The sequence below is a fragment of the Mycobacterium sp. PDNC021 genome, from assembly GCF_048282635.1.
Lineage (GTDB): Bacteria > Actinomycetota > Actinomycetes > Mycobacteriales > Mycobacteriaceae > Mycobacterium > Mycobacterium llatzerense.
The window spans coordinates 2,450,598-2,474,005 of sequence record NZ_CP182502.1; the positions used below are offsets into that span (position 1 = coordinate 2,450,598).

A 23,408-nucleotide genomic window follows, 5' to 3' on the forward strand; every position below is an offset into this window, starting at 1 on the left:
TCCGACTAGTGCGCCCCCGGCCGAACCGCCGGGGGCGCACTCTTATCTGCGGATTCCCCCGGTCACCTACGATGGTCACGTCTAACCCGCTGACGTATATCCGTTCCAGACCCACAGGGGAAATAGCGTGCTGTCGAAGTTGCTCCGCATCGGTGAAGGTCGCATGGTCAAGCGCCTGCAAAAGGTCGCCGCCTATGTCAACACCTTGTCCGATGACGTCGAGAAGCTGTCGGACGACGAGCTGCGCGGCAAGACCGACGAGTTCAAGAAGCGCATCGCCGACGGCGAGTCGCTCGACGACCTGCTGCCCGAGGCCTTCGCCGTCGCCCGCGAGGCGGCCTGGCGCGTGCTGGACCAGCGCCACTTCGACGTCCAGGTGATGGGCGGCGCCGCGCTGCACCACGGCAACGTCGCCGAGATGAAGACCGGTGAGGGCAAGACCCTGACCTGTGTGTTGCCGGCCTACCTCAACGCGCTCGCCGGCAAGGGCGTGCACGTCGTCACCGTCAACGACTACCTGGCCAAGCGCGACAGCGAGTGGATGGGTCGCGTGCACCGCTTCCTCGGCCTGGAGGTCGGGGTGATCCTGTCGCAGATGACGCCGGAAGAGCGTCGCGCCGCGTACAACGCCGACATCACGTACGGCACCAACAACGAGTTCGGCTTCGACTACCTGCGCGACAACATGGCGCACTCGACCGACGACATGGTGCAGCGGGGCCACAACTTCGCCATCGTCGACGAGGTCGACTCGATCCTCATCGATGAGGCCCGTACCCCGCTGATCATCTCGGGCCCGGCCGACGGTGCGTCGAACTGGTACACCGAGTTCGCGCGCATCGCGCCGCTCATGGAGAAGGACGTCCACTACGAGGTCGACATCCGCAAGCGCACCATCGGTGTGCATGAGGCCGGTGTCGAGTTCGTCGAGAACCAGCTGGGCATCGACAACCTCTACGAGGCCGCCAACTCGCCGCTGGTCAGCTACCTGAACAACGCCGTCAAGGCCAAGGAACTGTTCCAGCGCGACAAGGACTACATCGTCCGTGACGGCGAGGTCGTCATCGTCGACGAGTTCACCGGCCGCGTGCTGGTCGGCCGCCGCTACAACGAGGGCATGCACCAGGCCATCGAGGCCAAGGAGCACGTCGAGATCAAGGCCGAGAACCAGACCCTGGCCACCATCACGCTGCAGAACTACTTCCGCCTCTACGACAAGTTGTCCGGCATGACCGGTACCGCCGAGACCGAGGCCGCCGAGCTGCACGAGATCTACAAGCTCGGTGTGGTGCAGATTCCGACCAACCGCGAGATGGTGCGGCAGGACCAGTCCGACCTCATCTACAAGACCGAAGAGGCCAAGTACATCGCCGTCGTCGACGACGTGCAGGAGCGCTACGAGAAGGGCCAGCCGGTCCTGATCGGTACCACCAGCGTGGAGCGGTCCGAGTACCTGTCCAAGCAGTTCACCAAGCGCCGCATCCCGCACAACGTGCTCAACGCCAAGTACCACGAGCAGGAAGCGAGCATCATCGCCGAGGCCGGCCGGCTGAAGGCCATCACGGTCGCCACCAACATGGCCGGTCGCGGTACCGACATCGTGTTGGGCGGCAACGTCGACTTCATCGCCGACGCGCGCCTGCGCAAGCGCGGTCTGGACCCCGTCGAAACCCCCGAAGAGTACGAAGCGGCCTGGCACGAGGAGTTGCCGAAGGTCAAGGAGCTGGTCGAGGAAGAGGCCAAGAAGGTCCGCGAGGTCGGTGGCCTGTATGTGCTGGGCACCGAGCGCCACGAGTCCCGTCGTATCGACAACCAGCTGCGCGGTCGCTCCGGCCGTCAGGGCGACCCGGGCGAGTCCCGGTTCTTCCTGTCGCTGTCCGACGAGCTGATGCGCCGCTTCAACGGTGCCACCCTCGAGGCGCTGCTGACCCGGCTGAACCTGCCCGACGATGTGCCGATCGAGGCCAAGATGGTGACCCGCGCGATCAAGAGTGCGCAGACCCAGGTCGAGGGGCAGAACTTCGAGGTCCGCAAGAACGTCCTCAAGTACGACGAGGTGATGAACCAGCAGCGCAAGGTCATCTACCGCGAGCGCAAGATGATCCTGGAGGGCGACGACCTTTCCGGCGAGGCGCACCAGATGCTGGTCGACGTCATCACCGCGTACGTCGACGGCGCCACCGCCGAGGGCTACGCCGAGGACTGGGACCTGGCCAAGCTGTGGGACGCGCTCAAGACGCTGTACCCGGTCGGCCTGGACCACCACGACCTGGTCGACTCCGACGCGATCGGCGAGCCAGGCGAGCTGACCCAGGAAGAGCTGCGCGACGCCCTGATCGCCGACGCCGAGAAGGCTTACGCCAAGCGCGAAGCCGACCTGGAGGCCATCGCCGGACCGGGTGCCATGCGGCAGCTCGAGCGCAGCGTCCTGCTCAACGTCATCGACCGCAAGTGGCGTGAGCACCTCTACGAGATGGACTACCTCAAGGAAGGCATCGGCCTGCGTGCCATGGCGCAGCGCGACCCGCTGGTCGAGTACCAGCGCGAGGGCTTCGACATGTTCACCGGCATGCTCGACGGGCTGAAGGAAGAGTCGGTCGGGTTCCTGTTCAACGTGCAGGTCGAGGCACAGCAATCGCCGCAGGTGGCCCCGGTCGCCGCGCCGCAGGGGCTGGCGCAGTTCGCCGCCGAGGCCGAGCAGAGCGCTGCTGAAGAGCAGGCTGCACCGGCTGCGTTGCGCGCCAAGGGAATCGAGAACAAGGCGCCGGCCATGACGTACACCGGTCCGGGTGAGGACGGGTCCGCCGAGGTCCGCCGTGAGGGCGGCCGGCACGCGGCCGGTCCGGGTTCGCGTCGGGAGCGCCGGGATGCCGCGCGCAAGCAGAAGCGCCGCTGACCAACCGGCTAACCCAGCTGCAGGGCCACGAATTGCCAACGCCCGCCGACGATTTCGATGCGGCCGGCGGCGGCGTGCAGTCGTGGCCCGCGGCTGAAGGTGGCGAACACTTCGACCGCCGTGGCCAGTCCGTCCTGTTCGCGGGCGGTGCGTAGCCGTACCCGTCGCAGCACAGCCACGCCGTCGGTCCGGGTGTGGCGGGGCCAGGACGACATGGCGTCGAACAGCGTCGCGGTGACCAGTGGCCGCAGCTGCGCCATCGGCCGGCGCCGGTCGCTGACCTCCAGGACCCGGCGCAGCACGGTATCGGCGAACACCAGCGCGGCTGCGGGCGGCGCTGCCTCGAGCTGACATTCGACGGCGGATTCGGCAGTGCAGTCCGGTCCTCGACCCGACACCACACGTAGCCGGTTGACAGCACGATCCGTCGTGCTCGTCTCGATCGGCGTCGGCTCGTAATCGACGATCGGCGCCGTCGGATCGATGTCGATGCGGGTCGATGCGGTCATGACAATCTCTCCAGCGATAGGTCCGGTGTGTGCGGCGCATCTGCTGGAGAGTTGCAGACCGCTAAATCATCGCACCGGTTTCACCTGGCGCTCGACGCCAATTCGCCAGTCCGGTGCTGCGCGGGACAGGCCCCGGGGATACCGTGACGGAGTCCTGCCGGAGGTGTGAGGAGGAGCGGGCTGCATGGTGACCCGGTTGTCGGCGTCAGACGCGTCGTTCTACGGGCTAGAAGACTCATCGACACCCATGTATGTCGGGACGCTGTCCATCCTGCGGCGGCCGCGGGCCGGCCTGAGCTACGAGACCCTGCTGGCGAACGTCGAGGCCAGACTCCCGCAGATCCCGCGCTACCGGCAGAAGGTCCGCGAGGTCACGCTCGGACTGGCCCGGCCGGTCTGGGTCGACGACCGCGACTTCGACATCACCTACCACATCCGGCGTTCGGCGCTGCCGTCTCCGGGCAGCGATGCCCAGCTCCATGACCTGGTGGCCCGGCTGGGGTCGCGGCCGCTGGACAAGACCCGGCCGCTATGGGAGATGTGCCTGGTCGAGGGGCTCTCCGACAACCGCCTCGCGATCTACACCAAGACCCACCAGGCCCTCGTCAACGGCATGACGGCGCTGGAGGTCGGGCACGTCATCGCCGACCGGACCCAGAAGCCGCCCGAGTTCGGTGAGGACATCTGGATCCCGGGACGCGAGCCCAGCGACGTCTCGCTGCTGCTGGGCGCGATCGGTGAGTGGATCACCCGGCCGACAGCCCAGTTGGCCGCGGTGCAGTCCGCGGCGGCGGACATGATCTCCAGCACCGAACAGTTCGTCGAGGCCGGCCGGCGGGTCATCGACATGGCCCGCACGATGGTGCGGGGCACCGCCCCGAGCAGCCCGTTGAACGCCACCGTCTCCCGCAACCGGCGGTTCACCGTCGCCAAGCACGAGCTGGAGGAGTACCGCCAGCTGCGGACCCGCTTCGACTGCGACGTCAACGACGTGGTGCTGTCGGTGGTGACCGGCGCGCTGCGCAACTGGTTGATGTCCCGCGGTCAATCGGTGTCGACGGGCCTGACGGTGCGGGCCATGGCGCCGATGTCGGTGTACCCCGAGACCGACCACCTGGAGACCGCAGGCCCGGGGCAGGCGATCAGCGAGGTGACGCCCTTCCTGGTGGACCTGCCGGTGGGGGAGAACAACGCGCTGGTCCGGCTGTCCCAGATCGCGCACGCGACCGAGACGCAGGCCACCACGACCACGCCGGTCGACGCGCGCACCATCGTCACGCTGTCGGGTTTCGCGCCGCCGACACTGCACGCCATGGGTACCCGCGTCGCGACGAGCTTCCCGGCGCGCCAGTTCAACCTGTTGATCACCAACGTGCCGGGCGCGCAGAAGCAGATGTATGTCGCGGGCACCAAGCTGCTGGACACCTACGCGGTGCCGCCGCTGCTGAACAATCAGGTGCTGGCGCTTGGTATCACGTCGTACAACGGCAGCCTCTACTACGGCATCAACGCCGACCGCGAGGCCATGAGCGACGTCGACGTGTTCCCCAGCCTGCTGCGCGAAGCACTCGACGAGCTGCGGGAAACCGCGCGCTGATTCCACGAAGGGGGTAGGGGTGGCCGAGGAAGGCAAGGACCGGAAGCGCGCCAAGAAGGCCCGCAAGATCCCGAATGACGTCTACGAAGCCGAGATTTTCCGGCTGCAGACCGAGCTGGTGAAGCTGCAGGAGTGGGTGCGCGCCACCGGCGCGCGCGTCGTGATCGTCTTCGAGGGCCGCGACGCCGCGGGCAAGGGCGGCACCATCAAACGCGCCACCGAATACCTCAGCCCCCGCATCGCACGGGTCGCGGCGCTGCCGGCGCCCAGTGACCGGGAACGGGGCGAGTGGTACTACCAGCGCTACATCGCGCACCTGCCGGCCAAAGGCGAGATCGTGCTGTTCGACCGGTCCTGGTACAACCGGGCCGGCGTGGAGAAGGTCATGGGGTTCTGCACCCCGCAGGAACACGCGCTGTTCCTGCGGCAGACCCCGATCTTCGAGCAGATGCTGATCGACGACGGGATCATGCTGCGCAAGTACTGGTTCTCGGTGTCGGACGGGGAGCAACTGAAGCGGTTCCGGTCGCGCATGAACGACCCGGTGCGGCAGTGGAAGCTGTCGCCGATGGACCTGGAGTCGGTGTACCGCTGGGAGGACTACTCGCGGGCGAAGGACGAGATGATGGTCCATTGCGACACCCCGCAGAGTCCGTGGTTCGTCGTCGAATCGGACGTCAAGAAGCACGCGCGGCTGAACATGATCGCGCATCTGCTGTCCACGATCCCGTACACCGCGGTCGACCACTCGAAGGTGGAGCTGCCCGAGCGGCCGGTGGTGACGGGCACGTACGTCCGGCCGTCGCGTGAGCTCACCACATATGTGCCAGATCACGTGGCCGAGCTGATGGGCGATCCCGAGAGATCCCTTTAGAGTGCCCTGGTGCGCGTCTACATTCCGGCGACCCTGGCCATGCTCTCGCAACTCGTGGCCGATGGGGCGATGCCGGCCCGCAGCGGTACCGCGTTCGCGGTGACGCCGACCCTGCGTGAGGCGTACTCGCACGGAGACGAGGACGAGCTCGGCGAGATCGCGCTGCAGGAAGCGGCGCTGGCGTCGCTACGGCTGCTCGCCGGCGAGGGCGTGGGCGAGGCCGATGGGGAAGACGAGGAAGGCGGGTTGCCGCCGCGGCGCGCGGTGCTGGTGGCCGAGGCCGACGGGGCCACCGTGCGCCCCGATCTGGACGACGCGGTGGTACGGCTGGCCGGGCCGATCGCGCTGGCCGACGTGATCGCGGTGTACGTCGACAACTCGACGGCCGAGCCGGCGGTGCTTGCTGCGGTGGCCGCCGTCGACGCTGCCGACCTCGGTGACGAGGACGCCGAGCTCACTGTCGGAGATGCTCAGGATCATGATCTGGCGTGGTACGCCGCTCAAGAGTTACCGTTCTTGTTGGAGCTGCTGTAGCCCTCGGATGTGGCCGGCAGGGGTAGCTACTTGCGCGTAGGTTACGGTACCGTAGGTTAGGACGAGCTGGTCGGGACGCGACCAGCGGTGACCACCTGAGCGGGAGTGAACGTGGCCAAGAACGACATCAAGATCTCGGCCAATGTCGTCAACACGGTGCGGCCCACGGTGGCCGGCGCCAAGGAACGGCCGGGCTGGCACGCACTGCGCACCATCGTCGCGCGCATCACCACACCGCTGCTGCCGGACGACTATCTCAAGCTGGTCAATCCGCTGTGGTCGGCGCGCGAGCTGCGCGGCAAGGTCGTCGACGTCCGGCAGGAAACCGAGGATTCGGCGACCCTGGTGATCAAGCCGGGCTGGGGCTTCTCGTTCGACTACCACCCGGGCCAGTACATCGGCATCGGCCTGCTCATGGACGGCCGGTGGCGGTGGCGTTCGTACTCGCTGACCTCGAGCCCGGTGGAGTCGCACAGCGACCACACCATCACCATCACGGTGAAGGCCATGCCCGAGGGGTTCCTGTCGACCCACCTGGTCGGTGGCGTGGCGCCCGGGACCATCGTGCGACTGGCGGCGCCGCAGGGCGAGTTCGTCATGCCGGACCCCGCGCCCGGCAAGGTGCTGTTCCTGACTGCCGGCTCGGGCATCACCCCGGTGATGTCGATGCTGCGCACCCTGGCGCGCCGGGACCAGATCACCGACATCGTCCACCTGCACTCGGCCCCGACCGAGGCAGACGTCATCTTCGCCGACGAATTGGCGCAGCTGGCCAAGGATCACCCGAGCTACCAGCTGCGGGTGCGGGCCACGCGTACCGAGGGGCGCCTGGACCTGACCAAGCTGGACGACGAGGTCGCCGATTGGCGGACGCGGGAAGCGTGGGCGTGTGGCCCGGAGGCCATGCTCCACGACGCCGAGCGTGAGTTCGAAGCGGCGGGGCTCGGGGTGCGGCTGCACCTGGAGCGTTTCGCGGCGTCCCGCGCTGCGGTCGACGGCACCGGCGGTTCGGTGACGTTCGAGCGCAGCGGCAAGACCGTCGTCGCCGATGCGGCGACGTCGCTGATGGAGGCCGGTGAACAGGCCGGCGTTCGGATGCCGTTCGGCTGCCGGATGGGCATCTGCCAGTCGTGTGTGGTGAGTTTGCTGGACGGTCACGCGCGGGATCTGCGCACTGGTGAGGAACGAGAGCCCGGAAGTCGAGTGCAGACTTGCATTTCGGCTGCGGCCGGCGACTGCGTGTTGGATATTTAACCCAGCAGCAGAATTGGGAAATCTAGAGTTAGCTGGCTAGAAACCTACTATGCCGTAGGTTACGCTAGCGTAGGTATTTGGGAAGGAGGTCGACAATGGCAGTGACTGATGTACCGGAATTCGTGCACCTGACCGAAGCTGATATCGAGGCTTTGGGCAATGAGCTCGACGCGATCCGCCAAGATATCGAGGAATCCCGCGGCGTCCGCGACGCGCGATACATCCGCCGCACCATCGCGGCACAGCGTGCTCTCGAGGTAGCCGGGCGCCTGCTGTTGTTGCGCAGCTCGAAGCGGTCGTTCTGGTGGGCCGGGGCGAGCACGCTGGGCGTGGCCAAGATCGTCGAGAACATGGAGATCGGCCACAACGTCATGCACGGCCAGTGGGACTGGATGAACGATCCCGAGATTCACTCCTCGACGTGGGAGTGGGACATGAGCGGCGCGTCCAAGCACTGGCGGTTCACCCATAACTTCATGCACCACAAGTACACAAACATCTTGGGCATGGACGACGATGTGGGCTACGGCGTCATCCGGGTCACCCGCGATGCGAAGTGGCGGCCGTTCAATCTCTACGGCAATCTGCTCTTCAACACGCTCCTGGCGATCGGTTTCGAGTGGGGCGTCGGCCTGCAGCACCTGGAGCTCGGCAAGATCTTCAAGGGCCGCGACGACCGCAAGGCCACGATGATTCGGGTGCGGGAATTCGGCGTCAAGGCTGCGCAGCAGCTGACCAAGGACTACGTCGCGTACCCCGCGATCACGTCACTGTCGCCGGGTGCCACGTTCAAGTCGACGCTCAGGGCCAACGCGGTGGCCAACGTCATCCGCAACGTGTGGTCGAACGCGGTGATCTTCTGCGGCCATTTCCCGGATGGCGCAGAGAAATTCACCAAGACCGACATGGTGGGTGAGTCGCGCGGCCAGTGGTACCTGCGCCAGATGCTGGGCAGTGCCAACTTCAACTCTGGTCCGGTGCTGCGCTTCATGAGCGGCAACCTGAGCCACCAGATCGAGCATCACCTGTTTCCGGATCTGCCGAGCAACCGGTACGCCGAGATCTCGATCCGGGTGCGGGCGCTGTGCGAGAAGTACGACCTGCCCTACACCACCGGGCCGTTCCTGGTGCAGTACGCCAAGACCTGGCGCACCATCGCCAAGCTGTCGTTGCCGGACAAGTTCCTGCAGGACACCTCGGACGATGCGCCGGAGACCCGCAGCGAGCGGATGTTCGTCGAGCTCGACGAGAGCTTCGGCGCCGTCGACCCGGCGACCGGCAACAAGCGCGGTCTGAAGACGGCCATCCGCACCGTGCGCAGCCGTCGTGCGGCCAAGCGCATGGCTGCGGCCTAGCAACGCGAGTGAAAACCCCCAAATCCCTTCGGGTTTGGGGGTTTTCGCGACTGTTCGGCTAGTACGTCGGTTCGTTCAGCACCGCGAGCAGGCTCCGGGCGGCGGCGACGCGGTCGACGGCCGGGCCGGTGAGCGCGTCCAGTGCGCATTCCGGATCGGCGGGCGGGCCCATGTGCCCGCAGCCGCGGGGGCAGTCCTCGATCGCCTCGGCGAGGTCGGAGAACGCCAGCAGCACGTCGTCGGGCTTGATGTGCGCGAGGCCGAAGGACCGGATGCCCGGGGTGTCGACGACCCAGCCGGACCCGGCCAGCGGCAGCGCCACCGACTGCGTCGAGGTGTGCTTGCCCTTGCCGACGCCCGACACCTCACCGATGGCCCGATCTGCATGCGGCACAAGGCGATTCACCAACGTGGACTTGCCCACCCCGGAGTGTCCGAGCAGCACCGTCACCTGACCTTCGAGCAGCGGTGCCACCACATCGAGGGGGTCGTCGCGCCCGGCGGTCAGCACCGTCAGGTCGAGGCCGGCGAACTCGGCGGCGAACGGCTCGGCCGGCGCCAGATCGTTCTTCGTCAGGCACAGGATCGGCCGCAGCCCGCCGGTGTAGGCGGCGATCAGCGCGCGCTGCACCAGTCCGGCACGCGGCGGCGGGTCGGCCAGCGCGACCACCATCAACAACTGGTCGGCATTGGCGACGACCACGCGTTCGGTCGGGTCGGTGTCATCAGCGGTGCGGCGCAACACGGTTCGGCGTTCGTCGCGGCGGACGATGCGGGCCAGGGTGTCGGGCTTGCCCGACAGGTCGCCGACGATGCCCACCGAGTCGCCGACGACGATCGGCGTGCGGCCCAGTTCGCGGGCCCGCATCGCGGTGACGATGTGGTCGGGATTGCCGTCGAGCGCACAGCCCCAACGGCCCCGGTCGACGGTGACGACCATGGCCGCTTCGGCGTCGGAGTGCGTCGGCCGGTTCTTGGTGCGGGGACGTGAACCTTTGCCCGAGCGCACCCGGACATCTGATTCGTCGTACTCCCGCAAGCTATTTCCCGGCCAGCAGGTCTGCCCACATACCCGGGAAGTCGGGCAGCGTCTTGGCTGTGGTGCCGATGTCCTCCACCTGCACCCCGGGCACGCGCAGCCCGATGATCGCGCCGGCGGTGGCCATGCGGTGGTCGGCGTACGACCGCCAAAGGCCTTCGTGCAGTGGCACGGCCGTGATCACCAGACCGTCGTCGGTCTCGCGGCACTGGCCGCCCAGCCCGTTGATCTCGTTGGTCAGCGCGGCCAGCCGGTCGGTCTCGTGCCCGCGCAGATGCGCGATCCCCGAGAGCGTCGACACCGAACCCGGGCTGGCGAGCGCGGCCAGTGCGGCCATCGACGGTGCGAGCTCGCCGACGGCCTTCAGGTTGGCCTCGAAGCCCGGGTAGCTCTGCGCACCCCGGACCTCCAGATGCGAATCGACAACCTGGACACCGGTATTCAGCTTGCCGAGGAGCTCCAGGATGTCGTCGGACGGCTGCACGCTCTGGATCGGCCAGTGGGCCAGCCGCACCGTGCCACCCGTCACTGCGGCGGCGGCCAGGAACGGCACCGAGTTCGACAGATCGGGCTCGATGGCCCAGTGCCGTGCCGCGATCGGGCCGGCCGACACGTGCCAGCGGTTCGGCTCGCTGTCGTCGACCTCGACACCCGCGTCGCGCAGCATCGTGATGGTCATTTCGATGTGCGGCTGCGACGGCACCGTCTCACCGGTGTGGATGACCGTCAGTCCCGAGCGGAAAGTGGCCCCCGACAACAAGAGTCCGGACACGAACTGCGACGACGACGATGCGTCGATCCGCACCTCGCCGCCGGCCACCGATCCGGTGCCGGAGACGGTGAACGGCATGCCGTCGCCGTCGATGTCGACGCCGAGACCGCGCATCGCGTCCAGTAGCGGGGTGATGGGGCGGGTCTTGGCCTGCTCGTCGCCGTCAAAGACAACGTGTCCCGTGCCCTGCGCCGCCACCGGCGGGACGAACCGCAGCACGGTGCCGGCCAGCCCGCAGTCGATGCGCACGTCCCCGGCGGGGGCGATGGCGCCGCCGACGGTCAGTTCGGTGCCGTCTCCGGTGATCGTCACGCCGAGCGCCTGCAGCGCGCCGATCATCAGGTTGGTGTCGCGGCTGCGCAGTGCGCCGCTGATGGTCGAGGTGCCCTGCGGGGTGGCCAGGGCCGCCAGGATCAGCGCCCGGTTGGTCTGCGACTTCGATCCCGGCACGGTGACAGTGGCCTGCACCGGACCGGTCACCGACGGTGCGGGCCAGGTTTCCATGCCCCTATCCTGCCTGGTATGTGCGGGCGATTTGCAGTCACCACCGACCCGGCGCTGCTGGCGGCGAAAATCCAGGCATTGGATGAGAGCGCCGCCAAGGTGTCCGAACCGGCGAAAGACGGCGGTGAGCAGGGCAGCACCCTGCCTTCGGCCAACTACAACGTGGCGCCCACCACGACCATCAGCAGCGTCGTGCGGCGGCATTCCGAGCCCGACGACGAGCCCACCCGGCGGGTCCGGTCGATGCGCTGGGGCCTGATCCCGCCGTGGGTCAAGACCACGGCCGATGGTTCGCCCGACACCAAGGGACCGCTGTTGATCAACGCGCGCGCCGAGACGCTGACCACGTCACCGGCGTTCCGCGGTTCGGCGAAATCGAAGCGCTGCCTCATCCCGATGGATGGCTGGTACGAATGGCGGCCCAACCCCGCGGCCGAGGGCAAGAAGGCCACGAAGACGCCGTTCTACATGCACGCTGCCGACGACGACCTGTTGTTCATGGCGGGACTCTGGACGACGTGGCGGCCGGCCGGGGCATCCCGGGAGGACGCGCCACTGGTCAGCTGCACCATCATCACGACGGAGTCGGTCGGGCCGCTGGCCGGCATCCACGACCGCATGCCGCTGACCATCAGCGCCGGCGATTGGGACCGCTGGCTGGACCCCGACGCGCCCATCGACGAAGGGCTGCTGCGCGGGCACGGCGACCTGGACCGGATCGTCACCCGGGAGGTGTCCAAGTTGGTCAACAGCATTCGCAACAATGGCCCGGAACTGATCGAGCCCGCCGACTCAGAACCCGAAGGAACGCTGTTTTGACCGCCCTGGATCCCTTGCTCGTGGAAGCTCTCGGCACTGACCTGCGCTCTGCCGGGTACACCACCGACGGGGTGGCCGAACTGCTCGGTGACGACGCCAATGCGGCCCTCGGCCGGGGTGCGTGGTGGCCGGCGCTGCGTGCCACCGCGGCCGGCGGCCGGCTGGCCACGCTGATCCGGCTGTTCCTGCTCGGCACCGACGAACCGGCCGAGCAGGTGCAGGCCGCGTTCCCGTCGACCCGCCTGGCCGAGCTGGCGGCAGCCGGCGTGCTGGAGGTGACGGACACCGTCCGGGCTGCCCTCGACATTCGTCCGCACTCAGACGGGGAACGCGACTTCTACGTCGTCTCCGATCAGGACGCCGCCCTCCGTGGGGGACCCGTGGAGCACGAGCATGTCCTCGGTATCGGGGGCGCGTCGATGTCGTTGGCGCGGGCCGTGATTCGGACCCCGGTACAGCGGGCACTCGACCTGGGCACCGGCTGCGGCATCCAGGCGCTACATCTGAACGTCCACTGCGCCGACATCGTGGGCACCGACACCAACCCGCGCGCGCTGGCGCTGGCGCAGGCCACCGCCGGGCTCAACGGGATGTCCTGGGATCTACGGCCCGGCAGTCTCTTCGACCCAGTGGCGGGGGAGCGCTTCGACCTCATCGTGTCCAACCCGCCCTTCGTGGTGGGCGCGGGCGCTCAGGACTACATCTACCGCGATTCGGGCGTCGCCGGAGATGGGTTGTGCCGCACCATCATCGAGAACGTCGGCAGTTACCTGACCCCTGGCGGAACTGCCCAGATCATGGCCAATTGGATTGTCCGGGAAGATGACTGGCGGACCCGGGTGCAGGACTGGCTGGCCGGCACCGGGTTGCACGCTTGGGTGGTGCAGCGCGAACTCGCCGACCCGGTCAGCTATGTGTCGTTGTGGCTGGCCGACGCCGGCGAGTCCGCGGAACAGATCGCGCAGCGCGGGGCGGACTGGCTGGACTGGTTCGACGCCGAAGGCATCACCGGAATCGGCATGGGTCTGATCTCGCTGCGCGTGCCGCGCCCCGGCGAGGAACCCGAACAGATCCTCGAGGAGATCACCGACGAACCCATCACCGGCATCGAGGTGGAAGCGTTCTTCGCGCGCCGGGCCTACCTGCGCGACACCTCGGACGACGAGCTGCTCGCTGCCCGCCTCTCCACCGCGCCGGTGCTGCTGGAGCAGCATTCGCTGCCCGGACCGGACGGCTGGCAGGAGATCGGTTGTGCGGTCCGTCGTCCCGGCGGTCCGGGTGCCGTGCTCGGTGTGGACGAAGTGCTGACGGCCCTGCTGGCCGGGTGCCGGGGCGAGGTGCCGTTGGGCACGCTCATCGGGCTGCTGGCCACCCATCACGGTGTTGACGCCGACGCTCTTGCCGAGGCGGCGCTGCCGGAAATCCGTGAAGCGATCGGCCGCGGAATCCTCTACCAGGCCAACTGAGTTCAGCGGCAGCCCTCAACGGCGATGCGCCGTGATCACCGCGTACGGCGCGTCGAAAGCGACCGTCCCGTCGGGTGATTCGTGGGCCGTGAACGCCGCGGCGAATGCGTCGACGAGCCGGGTGCGGGTGGCGTCGTCCAGGTAGGTCAGGGTTGTGACGTGCATGGGCGATTCATCGGTGACGAACCGCACCGCGTCGGCGACGGAACCGAATTGCCAAATGAGCACGCGGTTTTCGATGGTTACGTCGGCGAAGTCGGCATCCAGTCGCTCGTGTACCAGCTCGGAAAGGCCCCACTGGTCGGGGGAGTACGGGCCTGGTTCCGGCTGGCCAAGCACTTCGATAACCGGGGTGAAGAACGGATTGTCGACGGCCTTTACCCACGTCGAAAATCCGAGGGCGCCACCGGGTTTGAGCAGCCGGGCCAGCTCCGCGACCATGGCGGCCGGCTCGACGAAGATGACTCCCATGTTCGACACCGCCGCGTCGAAAGCGGCGTCGGGCAAACCGGTTGCGGAGGCGTCGGCAGCCACCCAACGGACCGCGTCGCCGCCGGGTTTGGCGGCGGCGATGGCCAGCAGCTCGGGGGTGATGTCGATACCGGTGACCTGGGCGCCGAGTTCGGCGGCGTGCAGCGACGCGTTGCCGGTCCCGCAGGCCAGATCGACCAGCACGGTGCCGGGCCCGGCGGACACCGCGGCGACGACCGCGGTGGCGATGGGCGCGATGAATTCGGCGACGGCCTCGTACCGTCCGACTGACCAGGTCGACATGTGGCCACTGTAGGCCTCCCGAAGCGGCTTTCCGGCTGTTGCCATGCGGGTTACGGTGAAATCAACATGACCGACAACGACGAGCCCGCTCGCGGCATTTTCAGTTTCGAGATGACGATCGCCGAGTGGCTGGGCACCGCCGCCATGCTGGCGGCGCCCTATCTGGTGCTCGGCGTGCTGTGGGCGGTTACCCACTCCGGCTCGTTCGAGGCGGCGCACGGCGTGGACCGGGTGCTGGTCTTCGTGCGAACCGTGGTGTTCTGGCCGATGTTGCTGCTGACGAGCATGTGCCTGCCATGACCGGCGAAACCCCGGCATTGGCCCTCGCGGACTGCCGCATCCAGATTCGGCGCCGCACCGCACGGTGGGACGAGTACCCGGTGACCATCGCCGATGCCGCCGATTTCTGGGGTGCGGCGGCCAGCGCAGCCAACGTCATCATGCAGTTGTCGTGGCCGGGTGTCGGGTACGGCGTGGTGGAGAGCAAGGTCGATTCGGGGAACCTGCTCAAGCATCCGTGGAAGCGGGCCCGCACCACATTTCAGTACCTGGCGGTGGCCATCCTCGGTACTGACGAGGACCGTGCGGCCATGCGCAAGGCCGTCGACTCGGCGCACCGCCAGGTGCAGTCCGGCCCGGACAGCCCGGTGCGCTACAACGCTTTCGACCGCGATCTGCAGATGTGGGTCGCCGCGTGCCTGTTCGTCGGCATGGAGGACGTCTATCAACTGCTGCGCGGCGAGCTGACACCTGAGCTGGCCGAGCAGTTCTACCGGTCCGCCGCGCCGCTGGGCACCACGTTGCAGGTCACCGACGACCAGTGGCCCGCCGGCCGCGCCGAGTTCGACGATTACTGGACCACGGCCTGCGCCAAGGTGGCCATCGATGACACCGTCCGTGGGTACCTCACCGAACTGGTGCGGTTGCGGATGATCAATCCCGTTCTGGCCCTGCCGTTTCGGCCCCTGTTGGCGTTCCTGACCGCAGGTTTCCTGGCGCCGGTCTTCCGGGACGCGATGGGCATGTCGTGGGGCGGCGGCCGTCAGTATCTGTTCGAAACGCTGTTCCGGCTGGTCGCTTTCGTCAACCGGTTCCTGCCGCTGTTCATCCGGCAGGCCGGCAGCTACGTGCTGTTGGCCTACGTGCGCAGGCAGATTCGCCGCGATGGGGAGTTGATCTGATGCGCCGGTTGCTCAGCCGACGGGTCAGCGTCGGCGCGATGGCCGAGTTCCTGCTGTGGCTGGCGCTGCCCTACCTGCTGGTGGGGATGGCGTGGACGTTTATGCACCCGCATGCGGTGGAACAGGTGCAGAAGCAGTGGGACCGCGCGTTTCCGGCGATCGCACCGCTGGCCGCACTCGTGGAGGTGACGGTGGCGTGGCCGCCGATGGTCACGGGTGTGGAGATCTGCCCGGCGGCTGATTAGCGCCGGGCAGATCGGCCGCCCGGACTACGGGCCGGTGTATCCCGGCGGGTTGGGGGTATCGACCCAGAGATCGACGCCGAGGTCGGCGTTGGGGGTGCAGTTGTACACCGACAGGTCGGTGACGCCGGATTCCAGCAGCACGTCCTCGCACAGCAGGCTCTGCCCGGTGTATTCGCGGGCCGGCTTGTTGAAGATGGCGTAGGCGGCGTCGGAGTACACCTCGGGGCGGCGGGCCTTGGCCATCGCCTCGTCACCGCCGAGCAGGTTCTGCACCGCTGCGGTGGCGACCAGGGTGCGCGGCCACAGGGTGTTCGAGGCGATACCGGCCTCGCGCATCTCCTCGGCGATGCCCAACGCGCACAACGTCATTCCGTACTTCGCCATCATGTAGGCGGTCGGCTTCAGCCACTCGGATTCCATCCGGATCGGTGGCGACAGGGTCAGGATGTGCGGGTTCTCGCGGCCCTTCATGTGGGGGATACAGGCCTGCGAGACGGCGTAGGTGCCGCGGATCTGGATGCCGTTCATCAGGTCGAAGCGCTTCATCGGCACTTCCTCGATGGAGCCGAGGTTGATGGCCGAGGCGTTGTTGACGCAGATGTCGATGGCGCCGAACTGCTCGACGGCCTGGGCCACCGCGGCGCTGACCGAGTCGGGGTCGCGGACGTCGCCGACGATCGGCAGCGCCTGGCCGCCGGCCTCTTCGATCTCCTTGGCCGCCGTGTAGACGGTGCCGTCGAGCTTGGGATGGGGCTCGGCGGTCTTGGCGAGCAGCGCGACATTGGCGCCGTCGGCCGCGAACTTCTTCGCGATGGCCAAACCGATGCCACGGCTGGCACCGGAGATGAACATGGTCTTCCCGGACAGTGTCATGCGCACACCCTATGCCGTCGGAGTTACCGCGGAGTACATATCTCGGCGGTCACCGCTGACGTGGCGGCCACCAGGTCGGCCGGGGCCAGCACGATGTCCAGCCCGCGCTTGCCCGCACTGCACAGCACCCGGTCCCAGCCCAGCGCCGACTCGTCGACGACCGTCGGCAACGACTTGCGTTGTCCCAGTGGGGAAATGCCGCCCACGACGTATCCCGTGGTGCGTTGTGCCGCTGCCTGCTCGGCCATCTCCGCCTTCGGCACGCCGAGCGCCGCCGCCGCGGCCTTGAACGACAGCTTGTCGGGCACCGGCAGCACCGCGACGGCCAGGCCGCCGGGGACCGCCAGCACCAGCGTCTTGAAAATCTGCGCCGCGACGAACCCTTCTGCCGCGAGTTCGTCGACGGCCTCGTCGCCGAACGACGTCGCCCGCGGGTCGTGCCGGAACTGTCGAATTTCGTAGCTGATTCCGGCGGCCTGCAGGGCTTTGATCGCCGGGGTTGCCGCGCTCGCCATGGCTGGCAAGCCTAGAGGCCGGGAACAAGTGCACGGTGCGGCGCTGTTACTCCCGTCAGCATGGTCAATTAATGGCTGGCGAACTTGTCGGTCGCAGCCTCTAGGATCGGACGGAAGGGGACACAGGTGCCAACGGCATGTCTGGAACGTCCGGTCGAGTTGCCGGACCTGTTGCGTGGCGCCGCGACAGAAGGGACGGTCTCGACCACGATGACCGACATCGACGGACTGGGTTCCGCAGTGACGGAGCATGAGTCCGGGGGACAGGCGCACGAGAGCGATGCGGAACTGACGGCGCGCTTCGAGCGCGACGCGATTCCGCTGCTGGATCAGCTCTACGGCGGCGCGCTGCGCATGACGCGCAATCCCGCGGACGCCGAGGATTTGGTGCAGGAAACCATGGTCAAGGCCTATTCGGCCTTCCATTCGTTCCGCGAGGGCACCAACCTCAAAGCGTGGCTGTACCGGATCATGACCAACACGTACATCAACAGCTACCGCAAGAAGCAACGGCAGCCGGCTGAATACCCGACCGACGAGATCACCGACTGGCAGCTGGCGGCCAACGCCGAGCACTCGTCGACCGGTCTGCGTTCGGCCGAGGTTGAGGCGCTCGAGGCGCTGCCGGACACTGAAATCAAGGCGGCGCTGCAAGCGCTGCCGGAGGAGTTCCGGATGGCGGTGTACTACGCCGACGTCGAGGGCTTCCCGTACAAGGAGATCGCCGAAATCATGGATACCCCGATCGGGACGGTGATGTCCCGCCTGCACCGTGGTCGCAAGCAGCTGCGTGAACTGTTGAGCGGCGTCGCCCGGGACCGAGGATTCCTCCGTGGCGAGAGCCTCGACACCCAGGAGGTGTCCTGATGGGCGAGGAGTTCACCCGTCCCGACGGGCACACGTTCGAGCCGCCGCTCGGCCCGATCGACCCTGATCATCCCGAATGCGCCGCGGTGATCGCCGAGGTATGGACCCTGCTCGACGGGGAATGCACCACGGAGACGCGCGACAAGCTGCGGTTCCACTTGGAGGAATGCCCCACCTGCCTGCGTCAGTACGGCGTGGAGGAGCGGGTGAAGGCATTGATCGCCACCAAGTGCAGCGGCGAGAAGGCCCCTGAGGGCCTCCGTGCCAGGCTCAAGCTCGAGATCAGCCGCACCACCATCGTTCGCGGCTGAACGCCCGTTCTGGGCGCTTCCGGACAGACGAAAACCGCCCGGTTCCGTTACGGAGCCGGGCGGTCAGGAAGGCCGCAGGTCAGGCGTTGGGACGCCGACCGTGGTTCGCCTTCGAGTGCTTACGGTCACGCTTCTTGCGGCCACGCTTGGCCATGATGGTCCTCCAAAGGTTCGATTGCTCGCCCTACAGTGTCGCACGGCCACGCCACCCAATTGCAAACCGTGGTGCTGTGGTGCAATAGAGGCCGCAGGCACCGCCTGCGCAAAGACACGGAGACGAGTGGGGTGAAGATGGCCGAGGACGTTCGCGCTGAAATCGTGGCCAGTGTGCTCGAGGTCGTGGTTCGCGAGGGCGACCAGATCGGTGAGGGCGACACGGTGGTGCTCCTCGAGTCGATGAAGATGGAGATTCCGGTGCTGGCCGAGGTTGGCGGCACGGTGACTTCCGTCAACGTGGCCGTCGGCGACGTCATCCAGGCCGGCGATCTGATTGCCGTCATCGGCTAGGTGACCCCCTACCGGATAGCGCGCCATGTCCACCCTCGGTGATCTGCTCGCCGAGCACACTGTCCTACCCGGCAATGCCGTCGACCACCTGCATGCCGTGGTCGGAGAATGGCAGTTGCTCGCCGACTTGTCGTTCGCCGATTACCTCATGTGGGTCCGTCGCGATGACGGTGCGCTCGTGTGCGTCGCCCAGATTCGGCCGAACACCGCGCTGACGGTGCTGTTCACCGACGCGGTCGGGACCATCAATTCCGCTGCGGACATGCCGGCCGTCTCGGCGGCCTTCGAGACCGGTCTCATCGGTCGCGGCAAGGAAAACACTGCGGCACAAGGTGATTCGCGGCTGAACCTGGAGGCCGTGCCGGTCCGCTACGGCAACGACGTGGTGGCGGTGCTCACCCACCAGACCGCACTTGCCGACCGTCGCAAGGTGGCGCCGCTCGAGCGGGCCTATCTGGACTGCGCCCGGGACCTGCTCCGCATGCTGGCCGAGGGAACGTTCCCGAACGTCGGCGATGTGCCGATGTCGAGGTCCAGTCCCCGCGTCGGCGACGGCTTGATCCGGCTCGACGTCGACGGGGTGGTGGCCTTCGCCAGCCCCAACGCCATCTCGGCATATCACCGGATGGGGCTGGCCACCGAGCTCGACGGCCAGAACCTGATCAGCGTCACCCGTCCGCTCATCTCCGATCCCTTCGACGCGCAGGAGCTGGCGAACCACGTCCGCGACCTACTGGCGGGCGGCTCCAGCATGCGCATGGAGATCGACGCCGGCGGTGCCGCGGTGCTGCTGCGGACCATCCCGCTGTCCGTGGGAGGTCAGGCCGTCGGGGCGGCGGTTCTGGTCCGCGACGTCACCGAGATCAAGCGCCGGGACCGTGCGCTGCTGTCCAAGGACGCCACGATCCGGGAGATTCACCACCGCGTGAAGAACAACCTGCAGACGGTGGCGGCGCTGCTGCGGTTGCAGTCCCGCCGGATGAACAATGCCGAGGCGCGCGAGGCGCTGCTGGATTCGGTGCGCCGGGTGTCGTCGATCGCGCTGGTGCACGACGCGCTGTCGCTCTCGGTGGACGAGGAGGTCAACCTCGATGAGGTGATCGACCGCATCCTGCCGATGATGAACGACCTGGCGTCGCTGGGCGCACCGATCCGGGTGCGCCGGGAGGGCGATCTGGGCGTGCTGGACGCCGACCGGGCGCATGCGCTGATCATGGTCATCACCGAGCTGGTGCAGAACGCGATCGAGCACGCTTTCGATCCGACCACCGAGCAGGGCAGCGTGACCATCAAGTCCGACCGGTCTGCGCGCTGGCTCGACGTCGTGGTGCACGACGACGGCCACGGGTTGCCCGATGGGTTCACCCTCGAGAACTCGGACCGGCTGGGGCTGCAGATCGTGCAGACGCAGGTGTCGTCGGTGCTGGACGGCACGCTGGCGATGGAAGCCGCGCCGGGCGGCGGTACCGATGTGGTGCTGCGCGTGCCGATCGGCCGCCGCGGCCGAGCCGCGTACTAGGCCGAGAGGCCGAGTCGCACAATATATTTCGCGCGTGGGCACGCTGAGCGTCCCGCTCAGTGGCCACTTGTGGCACGCCCTTGCGTGATTTCCGTGCGGTAGCCGGCCACTCGGCCTGGCTGCTCGGCACAAAAAATGACCCCGGCGAATCCGCCGGGGTCATTTTTGAATGCCGTGATGGCTAGACGCCGGTGCGCGCCTTGGTGCGCGCGTTGCGGCGCTTCAGCGCGCGACGCTCGTCTTCGCTCATGCCGCCCCAGACGCCGGCGTCCTGGCCGGACTCCAGTGCCCAGCTCAGGCACTCGGTGGTCACCGGGCAGCGGTTGCACACGAGCTTCGCGTCAGCGATCTGGGCGATGGCCGGGCCGCTGTTTCCCACGGGGAAGAACAGTTCCGGATCCTCGTCCCGACAGACCGCCTTGTGGCGCCAATCCATGGTCAACACTCCTCACTGGGCGCGCAGCAAAGCGCGCAAGGTTTTTTCACTTCGGCTGTTAACTGGTGCACACGAAATGTTTCTGCACTGTTGCATCTGATGTTTTCACAGGCTGGACAGATGTCAATAGCGACGCGTTAACTCGTGGGCAATGTCACTGCGGACCCGGGTTGGCAGGCCCCTAAACCAGTTGTACTACACTAGGGCCACCTGCGCCCTAAATTTGGCAAACTGTAATCAAGATCGCTGGTCACTGAGCTTTTGCTGAGGGCGCGACCACGTTGAGCGCCTCCGGGACCGCGGTGAACGTCACACTTTCGCGCAGGCCAACGAAATCCCCATCGATCTGGCACGCGACAGGTGTGTCACTTGTCACCCGCAGCCAGGGCAGATCGTCGTCGCGGATCAGATGCGGCCCCTCGATCTGTGGTGTGCGCGACAGCATCCGTCGCAGCAATCGAAGGTTGGCCCCGATGCCCATGCTGGTGGTTGCGAAGACGCCCAGTCCGGTCTCGAACGTCGTCGTGGGGTTCGTCCAGACCGGACGGCTGTTGGCGTAGGTCCACGGGCTGGCGTTCGAGACGAAAGCGAAGTGCACGCCGGAGATCGGCTCGTGGTCCGGTAGGTGCAACGTCAACCGCGGGGGTTTCCGGGCGCTGCCGACGGCCTCACGGATCGCCACCCGGATGTACCGCGACGCGGTCACCTTGCGGCCCTTGGCCCGCTGCGCCTCGACGGCAGCCACCACCTCACCGTCGAGCCCCAAGCCGGCGGTGAACACCGACCAGCGGTCGCCGCAGTCCATCAACCCGATCCGCCGCCAGGGCACGCCCCGGCGGTATTCGCTCAGCTGGTCGACGAGCTGATTGGTCGCCTGCAGCGGGTCCGGGCTGATGCCGAGGGCCCTGGCGAAGACGTTCGCCGAGCCGCCCGGCACCACGCCGACGGCGGTGCTGGACGCCCCCGGCACGCCGTTGGCATGCCCCAAGATGCCGTTGACCACCTCGTTCACCGTGCCGTCGCCGCCGTGCACGATCACCACATCGGTGCCGTCAGCGGCGGCCTGGTGCCCGATCTCGATGGCGTGGCCCCGGTGGTCGGTATGGGCGACGGTCAGGTCGACGCGGCTTTCCAGCGCATGGGCCAGTAGGTCCCGGCCTGCCGGGGTTGTCGAGGTCGCGTTCGGATTCACGATCAGCACGGCACGCACGGGTCCCGAGCCTATCTGCGCCACGACCGTCGGCAACTCGATCGCCCGGCGGCCGGGACGGTGGGCGGCGGGCCGGTGGCGCTAGTCCACGAAATCGCCGTCGACGTACAGCCATCGGCCGTCGCGGTCGCGGGTGAAGCGGCTGCGCTCATGCAGGATGTGCCGGCCGCCGTCGCGCACGTACTGGGCGCGGAACTGCACCACGCCGGTCGGATCGTGTTCGCCGCCGGCCTCGGTGTCGACGATCTGCAGCCGGCGCCAGAGCACCGCGTCGTCGAGATCGAGGTCTGCCGGGCGGGTGCTCGGATGCCACGTCGCCAGCAGGTAATCGACGTCGCCGAGGGCGAACGCGGTGAACCGCGAACGCATCAGCGCGGCTGCGGTAGTGGCGGGCCGCTCGCCGCGATGCAGCGGGCCACAGCAGGCGGCGTACTCCATCCCGGTATCGCAGCGACACGGTTGGCTGTTGGTCGGCACCGGACAATTCTGCCTGTTCGCAGCCGGTACCGTGGGTAGGTGACCGATCGCCGCCTGCTCCTCGTCAACGGGCCCAACCTGAATCTGTTGGGGACTCGCCAGCCGGAAATCTACGGCTCGACCACCCTGGCGCAGATCGAACAGGCCGTCACCGACCTGGCGGCGCAGCTCGGCTTCTCCGTGCGTGCGGTGCAGAGCAACCACGAAGGTGAACTGGTCGACGCGATTCAGGCGGCGCGCACCGACTGCGTCGGCATCGTGATCAACCCGGCCGCCTACAGCCACACGTCGGTGGCCATCGCGGACGCACTCACCGCGGCCGAATTGCCGGTTGCCGAAGTGCATTTGAGCAACATCCACAAGCGCGAGGCTTTCCGGCACCACTCCTACGTGTCGGCGGTGGCCGAGACCGTGATCGCCGGCGCGGGACCCATCGGCTACGAGTTGGCGGTGCGGTACCTGGCAGATCGGTTGTCGCGGTGAGTGATCCGACCATCCATCCGCCGGCCGTCCGCCGGGCCGGGTTCCTGGTGGCCGCCGAAGGTGTGCTCGGTTTGATCGGGGCAGCGGTGTACGTGGTGCGCGGGCTGGCCGGCGCCGATCAGCACATCGTCAGCGGATACGGCAACGCGCTCTGGCTGGTGTGCATCTGCGGTGGTGTGCTTGCCGGCGGCTGGGCGCTGATCACCGGGCGACGCTGGGGCCGCGGCATCGGCGTGTTCGCCAATCTGCTGCTGCTGGGAGTTGCGTGGTACGTCTTCCAGTCCGGCCAGTTGCAGTACGCCATCGTCGTCGGGCTGGTGGCGATCGTCGCGCTCGGGTTGTTGTTCAGCCCGTCGACCGTGCACTGGATCTCGAAGCAGGACTGAAGGTT

Annotated in this window: 27 protein-coding genes; 17 read left to right on the top strand and 10 right to left on the bottom strand. The window is 67.5% G+C overall.

What is annotated here, in order from left to right; translation table 11 throughout:
* Positions 1 to 127: 127 nt before the first annotated feature.
* On the top strand, positions 128 to 2,896 hold the full coding sequence (gene secA / locus ACNO8X_RS11545) for a preprotein translocase subunit SecA (RefSeq protein WP_418005385.1): 2,769 nt from the start codon (positions 128 to 130) through the stop codon (positions 2,894 to 2,896).
* A gap of 8 nt (positions 2,897 to 2,904) precedes the next feature.
* Here secA and ACNO8X_RS11550 read toward each other — a convergent pair whose 3' ends face one another.
* The gene (locus ACNO8X_RS11550) at positions 2,905 to 3,405 is read right to left on the bottom strand and encodes an Rv3235 family protein (RefSeq protein WP_418005386.1); all 501 of its coding nucleotides are present in this window, start codon (positions 3,403 to 3,405) and stop codon (positions 2,905 to 2,907) included.
* A gap of 184 nt (positions 3,406 to 3,589) precedes the next feature.
* Here ACNO8X_RS11550 and ACNO8X_RS11555 point away from each other — a divergent pair, with 184 nt between their 5' ends.
* The 5 genes from ACNO8X_RS11555 to ACNO8X_RS11575 all read left to right on the top strand — a co-directional run bounded on the left by ACNO8X_RS11555 (position 3,590) and on the right by ACNO8X_RS11575 (position 9,019).
* Positions 3,590 to 5,002 (top strand): WS/DGAT/MGAT family O-acyltransferase, encoded by a 1,413-nt coding sequence (locus ACNO8X_RS11555; protein WP_418005387.1) that lies wholly within the window; start codon positions 3,590 to 3,592, stop codon positions 5,000 to 5,002.
* A gap of 19 nt (positions 5,003 to 5,021) precedes the next feature.
* Positions 5,022 to 5,876, top strand: a complete 855-nt coding sequence (gene ppk2 / locus ACNO8X_RS11560; protein ID WP_418005388.1) for a polyphosphate kinase 2 — start codon at positions 5,022 to 5,024, stop codon at positions 5,874 to 5,876.
* A gap of 6 nt (positions 5,877 to 5,882) precedes the next feature.
* A complete protein-coding gene (locus tag ACNO8X_RS11565; RefSeq protein WP_418005868.1) occupies positions 5,883 to 6,410 on the top strand; it encodes a DUF6912 family protein in 528 nt (175 codons plus the stop codon).
* A 111-nt stretch (positions 6,411 to 6,521) separates the two neighbouring features.
* Entirely contained in the window at positions 6,522 to 7,664 is a 1,143-nt protein-coding gene (locus tag ACNO8X_RS11570; RefSeq protein ID WP_133761557.1) for a ferredoxin reductase, read from the top strand.
* A gap of 95 nt (positions 7,665 to 7,759) precedes the next feature.
* On the top strand, positions 7,760 to 9,019 hold the full coding sequence (locus ACNO8X_RS11575; RefSeq protein WP_418005389.1) for a fatty acid desaturase family protein: 1,260 nt from the start codon (positions 7,760 to 7,762) through the stop codon (positions 9,017 to 9,019).
* A gap of 58 nt (positions 9,020 to 9,077) precedes the next feature.
* Here ACNO8X_RS11575 and rsgA read toward each other — a convergent pair whose 3' ends face one another.
* Both rsgA and aroA read right to left on the bottom strand, forming a co-directional pair.
* On the bottom strand, positions 9,078 to 10,058 hold the full coding sequence (gene rsgA, locus ACNO8X_RS11580; RefSeq protein ID WP_418005390.1) for a ribosome small subunit-dependent GTPase A: 981 nt from the start codon (positions 10,056 to 10,058) through the stop codon (positions 9,078 to 9,080).
* 1 nt (position 10,059) lies between these two features.
* Positions 10,060 to 11,334 (bottom strand): 3-phosphoshikimate 1-carboxyvinyltransferase, encoded by a 1,275-nt coding sequence (gene aroA / locus ACNO8X_RS11585; RefSeq protein WP_418005391.1) that lies wholly within the window; start codon positions 11,332 to 11,334, stop codon positions 10,060 to 10,062.
* 18 nt (positions 11,335 to 11,352) lie between these two features.
* Here aroA and ACNO8X_RS11590 point away from each other — a divergent pair, with 18 nt between their 5' ends.
* The gene (locus tag ACNO8X_RS11590) at positions 11,353 to 12,153 is read left to right on the top strand and encodes an SOS response-associated peptidase (RefSeq protein WP_418005392.1); all 801 of its coding nucleotides are present in this window, start codon (positions 11,353 to 11,355) and stop codon (positions 12,151 to 12,153) included.
* The gene (locus tag ACNO8X_RS11595) at positions 12,150 to 13,619 is read left to right on the top strand and encodes a methyltransferase (RefSeq protein ID WP_418005393.1); all 1,470 of its coding nucleotides are present in this window, start codon (positions 12,150 to 12,152) and stop codon (positions 13,617 to 13,619) included. The genes ACNO8X_RS11590 and ACNO8X_RS11595 overlap by 4 nt, the downstream gene beginning before the upstream one ends.
* A gap of 15 nt (positions 13,620 to 13,634) precedes the next feature.
* Here ACNO8X_RS11595 and ACNO8X_RS11600 read toward each other — a convergent pair whose 3' ends face one another.
* Complete coding sequence (locus tag ACNO8X_RS11600; RefSeq protein ID WP_418005394.1) at positions 13,635 to 14,393, bottom strand: class I SAM-dependent methyltransferase; 759 nt, start codon at positions 14,391 to 14,393, stop codon at positions 13,635 to 13,637.
* Between the two features lie 66 nt (positions 14,394 to 14,459).
* Between ACNO8X_RS11600 and ACNO8X_RS11605 the strand changes: the two genes are divergently transcribed.
* From ACNO8X_RS11605 to ACNO8X_RS11615, 3 genes are read left to right on the top strand one after another with little or no spacing between them, the layout of a single operon-like run.
* Positions 14,460 to 14,693, top strand: coding sequence for a hypothetical protein (locus ACNO8X_RS11605; RefSeq protein ID WP_418005395.1), 234 nt, complete (start codon positions 14,460 to 14,462; stop codon positions 14,691 to 14,693).
* Positions 14,690 to 15,574 (top strand): oxygenase MpaB family protein, encoded by an 885-nt coding sequence (locus ACNO8X_RS11610; RefSeq protein WP_418005396.1) that lies wholly within the window; start codon positions 14,690 to 14,692, stop codon positions 15,572 to 15,574. Before ACNO8X_RS11605 ends, ACNO8X_RS11610 begins: the two co-directional genes overlap by 4 nt.
* Positions 15,574 to 15,819: a hypothetical protein gene (locus ACNO8X_RS11615; protein ID WP_418005397.1), complete on the top strand. Its 246-nt coding sequence runs from the start codon at positions 15,574 to 15,576 to the stop codon at positions 15,817 to 15,819. Before ACNO8X_RS11610 ends, ACNO8X_RS11615 begins: the two co-directional genes overlap by 1 nt.
* Before the next feature lie 24 nt (positions 15,820 to 15,843).
* Here ACNO8X_RS11615 and ACNO8X_RS11620 read toward each other — a convergent pair whose 3' ends face one another.
* Together ACNO8X_RS11620 and ACNO8X_RS11625 are read right to left on the bottom strand one after the other, a co-directional pair.
* The gene (locus tag ACNO8X_RS11620; RefSeq protein WP_418005398.1) at positions 15,844 to 16,692 is read right to left on the bottom strand and encodes an SDR family oxidoreductase; all 849 of its coding nucleotides are present in this window, start codon (positions 16,690 to 16,692) and stop codon (positions 15,844 to 15,846) included.
* A gap of 23 nt (positions 16,693 to 16,715) precedes the next feature.
* The gene (locus ACNO8X_RS11625; protein WP_418005399.1) at positions 16,716 to 17,207 is read right to left on the bottom strand and encodes an aminoacyl-tRNA deacylase; all 492 of its coding nucleotides are present in this window, start codon (positions 17,205 to 17,207) and stop codon (positions 16,716 to 16,718) included.
* A 210-nt stretch (positions 17,208 to 17,417) separates the two neighbouring features.
* Between ACNO8X_RS11625 and ACNO8X_RS11630 the strand changes: the two genes are divergently transcribed.
* Positions 17,418 to 18,074, top strand: a complete 657-nt coding sequence (locus tag ACNO8X_RS11630) for a sigma-70 family RNA polymerase sigma factor (protein ID WP_260940106.1) — start codon at positions 17,418 to 17,420, stop codon at positions 18,072 to 18,074.
* Positions 18,074 to 18,385 (top strand): mycothiol system anti-sigma-R factor, encoded by a 312-nt coding sequence (rsrA, locus tag ACNO8X_RS11635; RefSeq protein ID WP_260939969.1) that lies wholly within the window; start codon positions 18,074 to 18,076, stop codon positions 18,383 to 18,385. The genes ACNO8X_RS11630 and rsrA overlap by 1 nt, the downstream gene beginning before the upstream one ends.
* 79 nt (positions 18,386 to 18,464) lie before the next feature.
* Here rsrA and ACNO8X_RS11640 read toward each other — a convergent pair whose 3' ends face one another.
* The gene (locus tag ACNO8X_RS11640; protein ID WP_085976028.1) at positions 18,465 to 18,539 is read right to left on the bottom strand and encodes a 50S ribosomal protein bL37; all 75 of its coding nucleotides are present in this window, start codon (positions 18,537 to 18,539) and stop codon (positions 18,465 to 18,467) included.
* 137 nt (positions 18,540 to 18,676) lie between these two features.
* Between ACNO8X_RS11640 and ACNO8X_RS11645 the strand changes: the two genes are divergently transcribed.
* Together ACNO8X_RS11645 and ACNO8X_RS11650 are read left to right on the top strand one after the other, a co-directional pair.
* Positions 18,677 to 18,892, top strand: coding sequence for a biotin/lipoyl-binding carrier protein (locus tag ACNO8X_RS11645; RefSeq protein ID WP_043392924.1), 216 nt, complete (start codon positions 18,677 to 18,679; stop codon positions 18,890 to 18,892).
* 25 nt (positions 18,893 to 18,917) lie between these two features.
* On the top strand, positions 18,918 to 20,411 hold the full coding sequence (locus tag ACNO8X_RS11650; protein WP_418005400.1) for a sensor histidine kinase: 1,494 nt from the start codon (positions 18,918 to 18,920) through the stop codon (positions 20,409 to 20,411).
* Between the two features lie 181 nt (positions 20,412 to 20,592).
* Here ACNO8X_RS11650 and whiB1 read toward each other — a convergent pair whose 3' ends face one another.
* The 3 genes from whiB1 to ACNO8X_RS11665 all read right to left on the bottom strand — a co-directional run bounded on the left by whiB1 (position 20,593) and on the right by ACNO8X_RS11665 (position 22,495).
* A complete protein-coding gene (gene whiB1, locus ACNO8X_RS11655) occupies positions 20,593 to 20,847 on the bottom strand; it encodes a transcriptional regulator WhiB1 (RefSeq protein WP_043392449.1) in 255 nt (84 codons plus the stop codon).
* Positions 20,848 to 21,097: 250 nt separating this feature from the next.
* Positions 21,098 to 22,057, bottom strand: a complete 960-nt coding sequence (locus ACNO8X_RS11660; RefSeq protein WP_418005401.1) for a diacylglycerol/lipid kinase family protein — start codon at positions 22,055 to 22,057, stop codon at positions 21,098 to 21,100.
* Positions 22,058 to 22,138: 81 nt separating this feature from the next.
* Entirely contained in the window at positions 22,139 to 22,495 is a 357-nt protein-coding gene (locus ACNO8X_RS11665) for a YchJ family protein (protein ID WP_418005869.1), read from the bottom strand.
* A gap of 78 nt (positions 22,496 to 22,573) precedes the next feature.
* Here ACNO8X_RS11665 and aroQ point away from each other — a divergent pair, with 78 nt between their 5' ends.
* Together aroQ and ACNO8X_RS11675 are read left to right on the top strand one after the other, a co-directional pair.
* Positions 22,574 to 23,017, top strand: coding sequence for a type II 3-dehydroquinate dehydratase (gene aroQ / locus ACNO8X_RS11670; protein ID WP_043392452.1), 444 nt, complete (start codon positions 22,574 to 22,576; stop codon positions 23,015 to 23,017).
* Entirely contained in the window at positions 23,014 to 23,403 is a 390-nt protein-coding gene (locus ACNO8X_RS11675) for a hypothetical protein (protein ID WP_418005402.1), read from the top strand. Before aroQ ends, ACNO8X_RS11675 begins: the two co-directional genes overlap by 4 nt.
* The last annotated feature ends 5 nt before the right edge of the window (positions 23,404 to 23,408 follow it).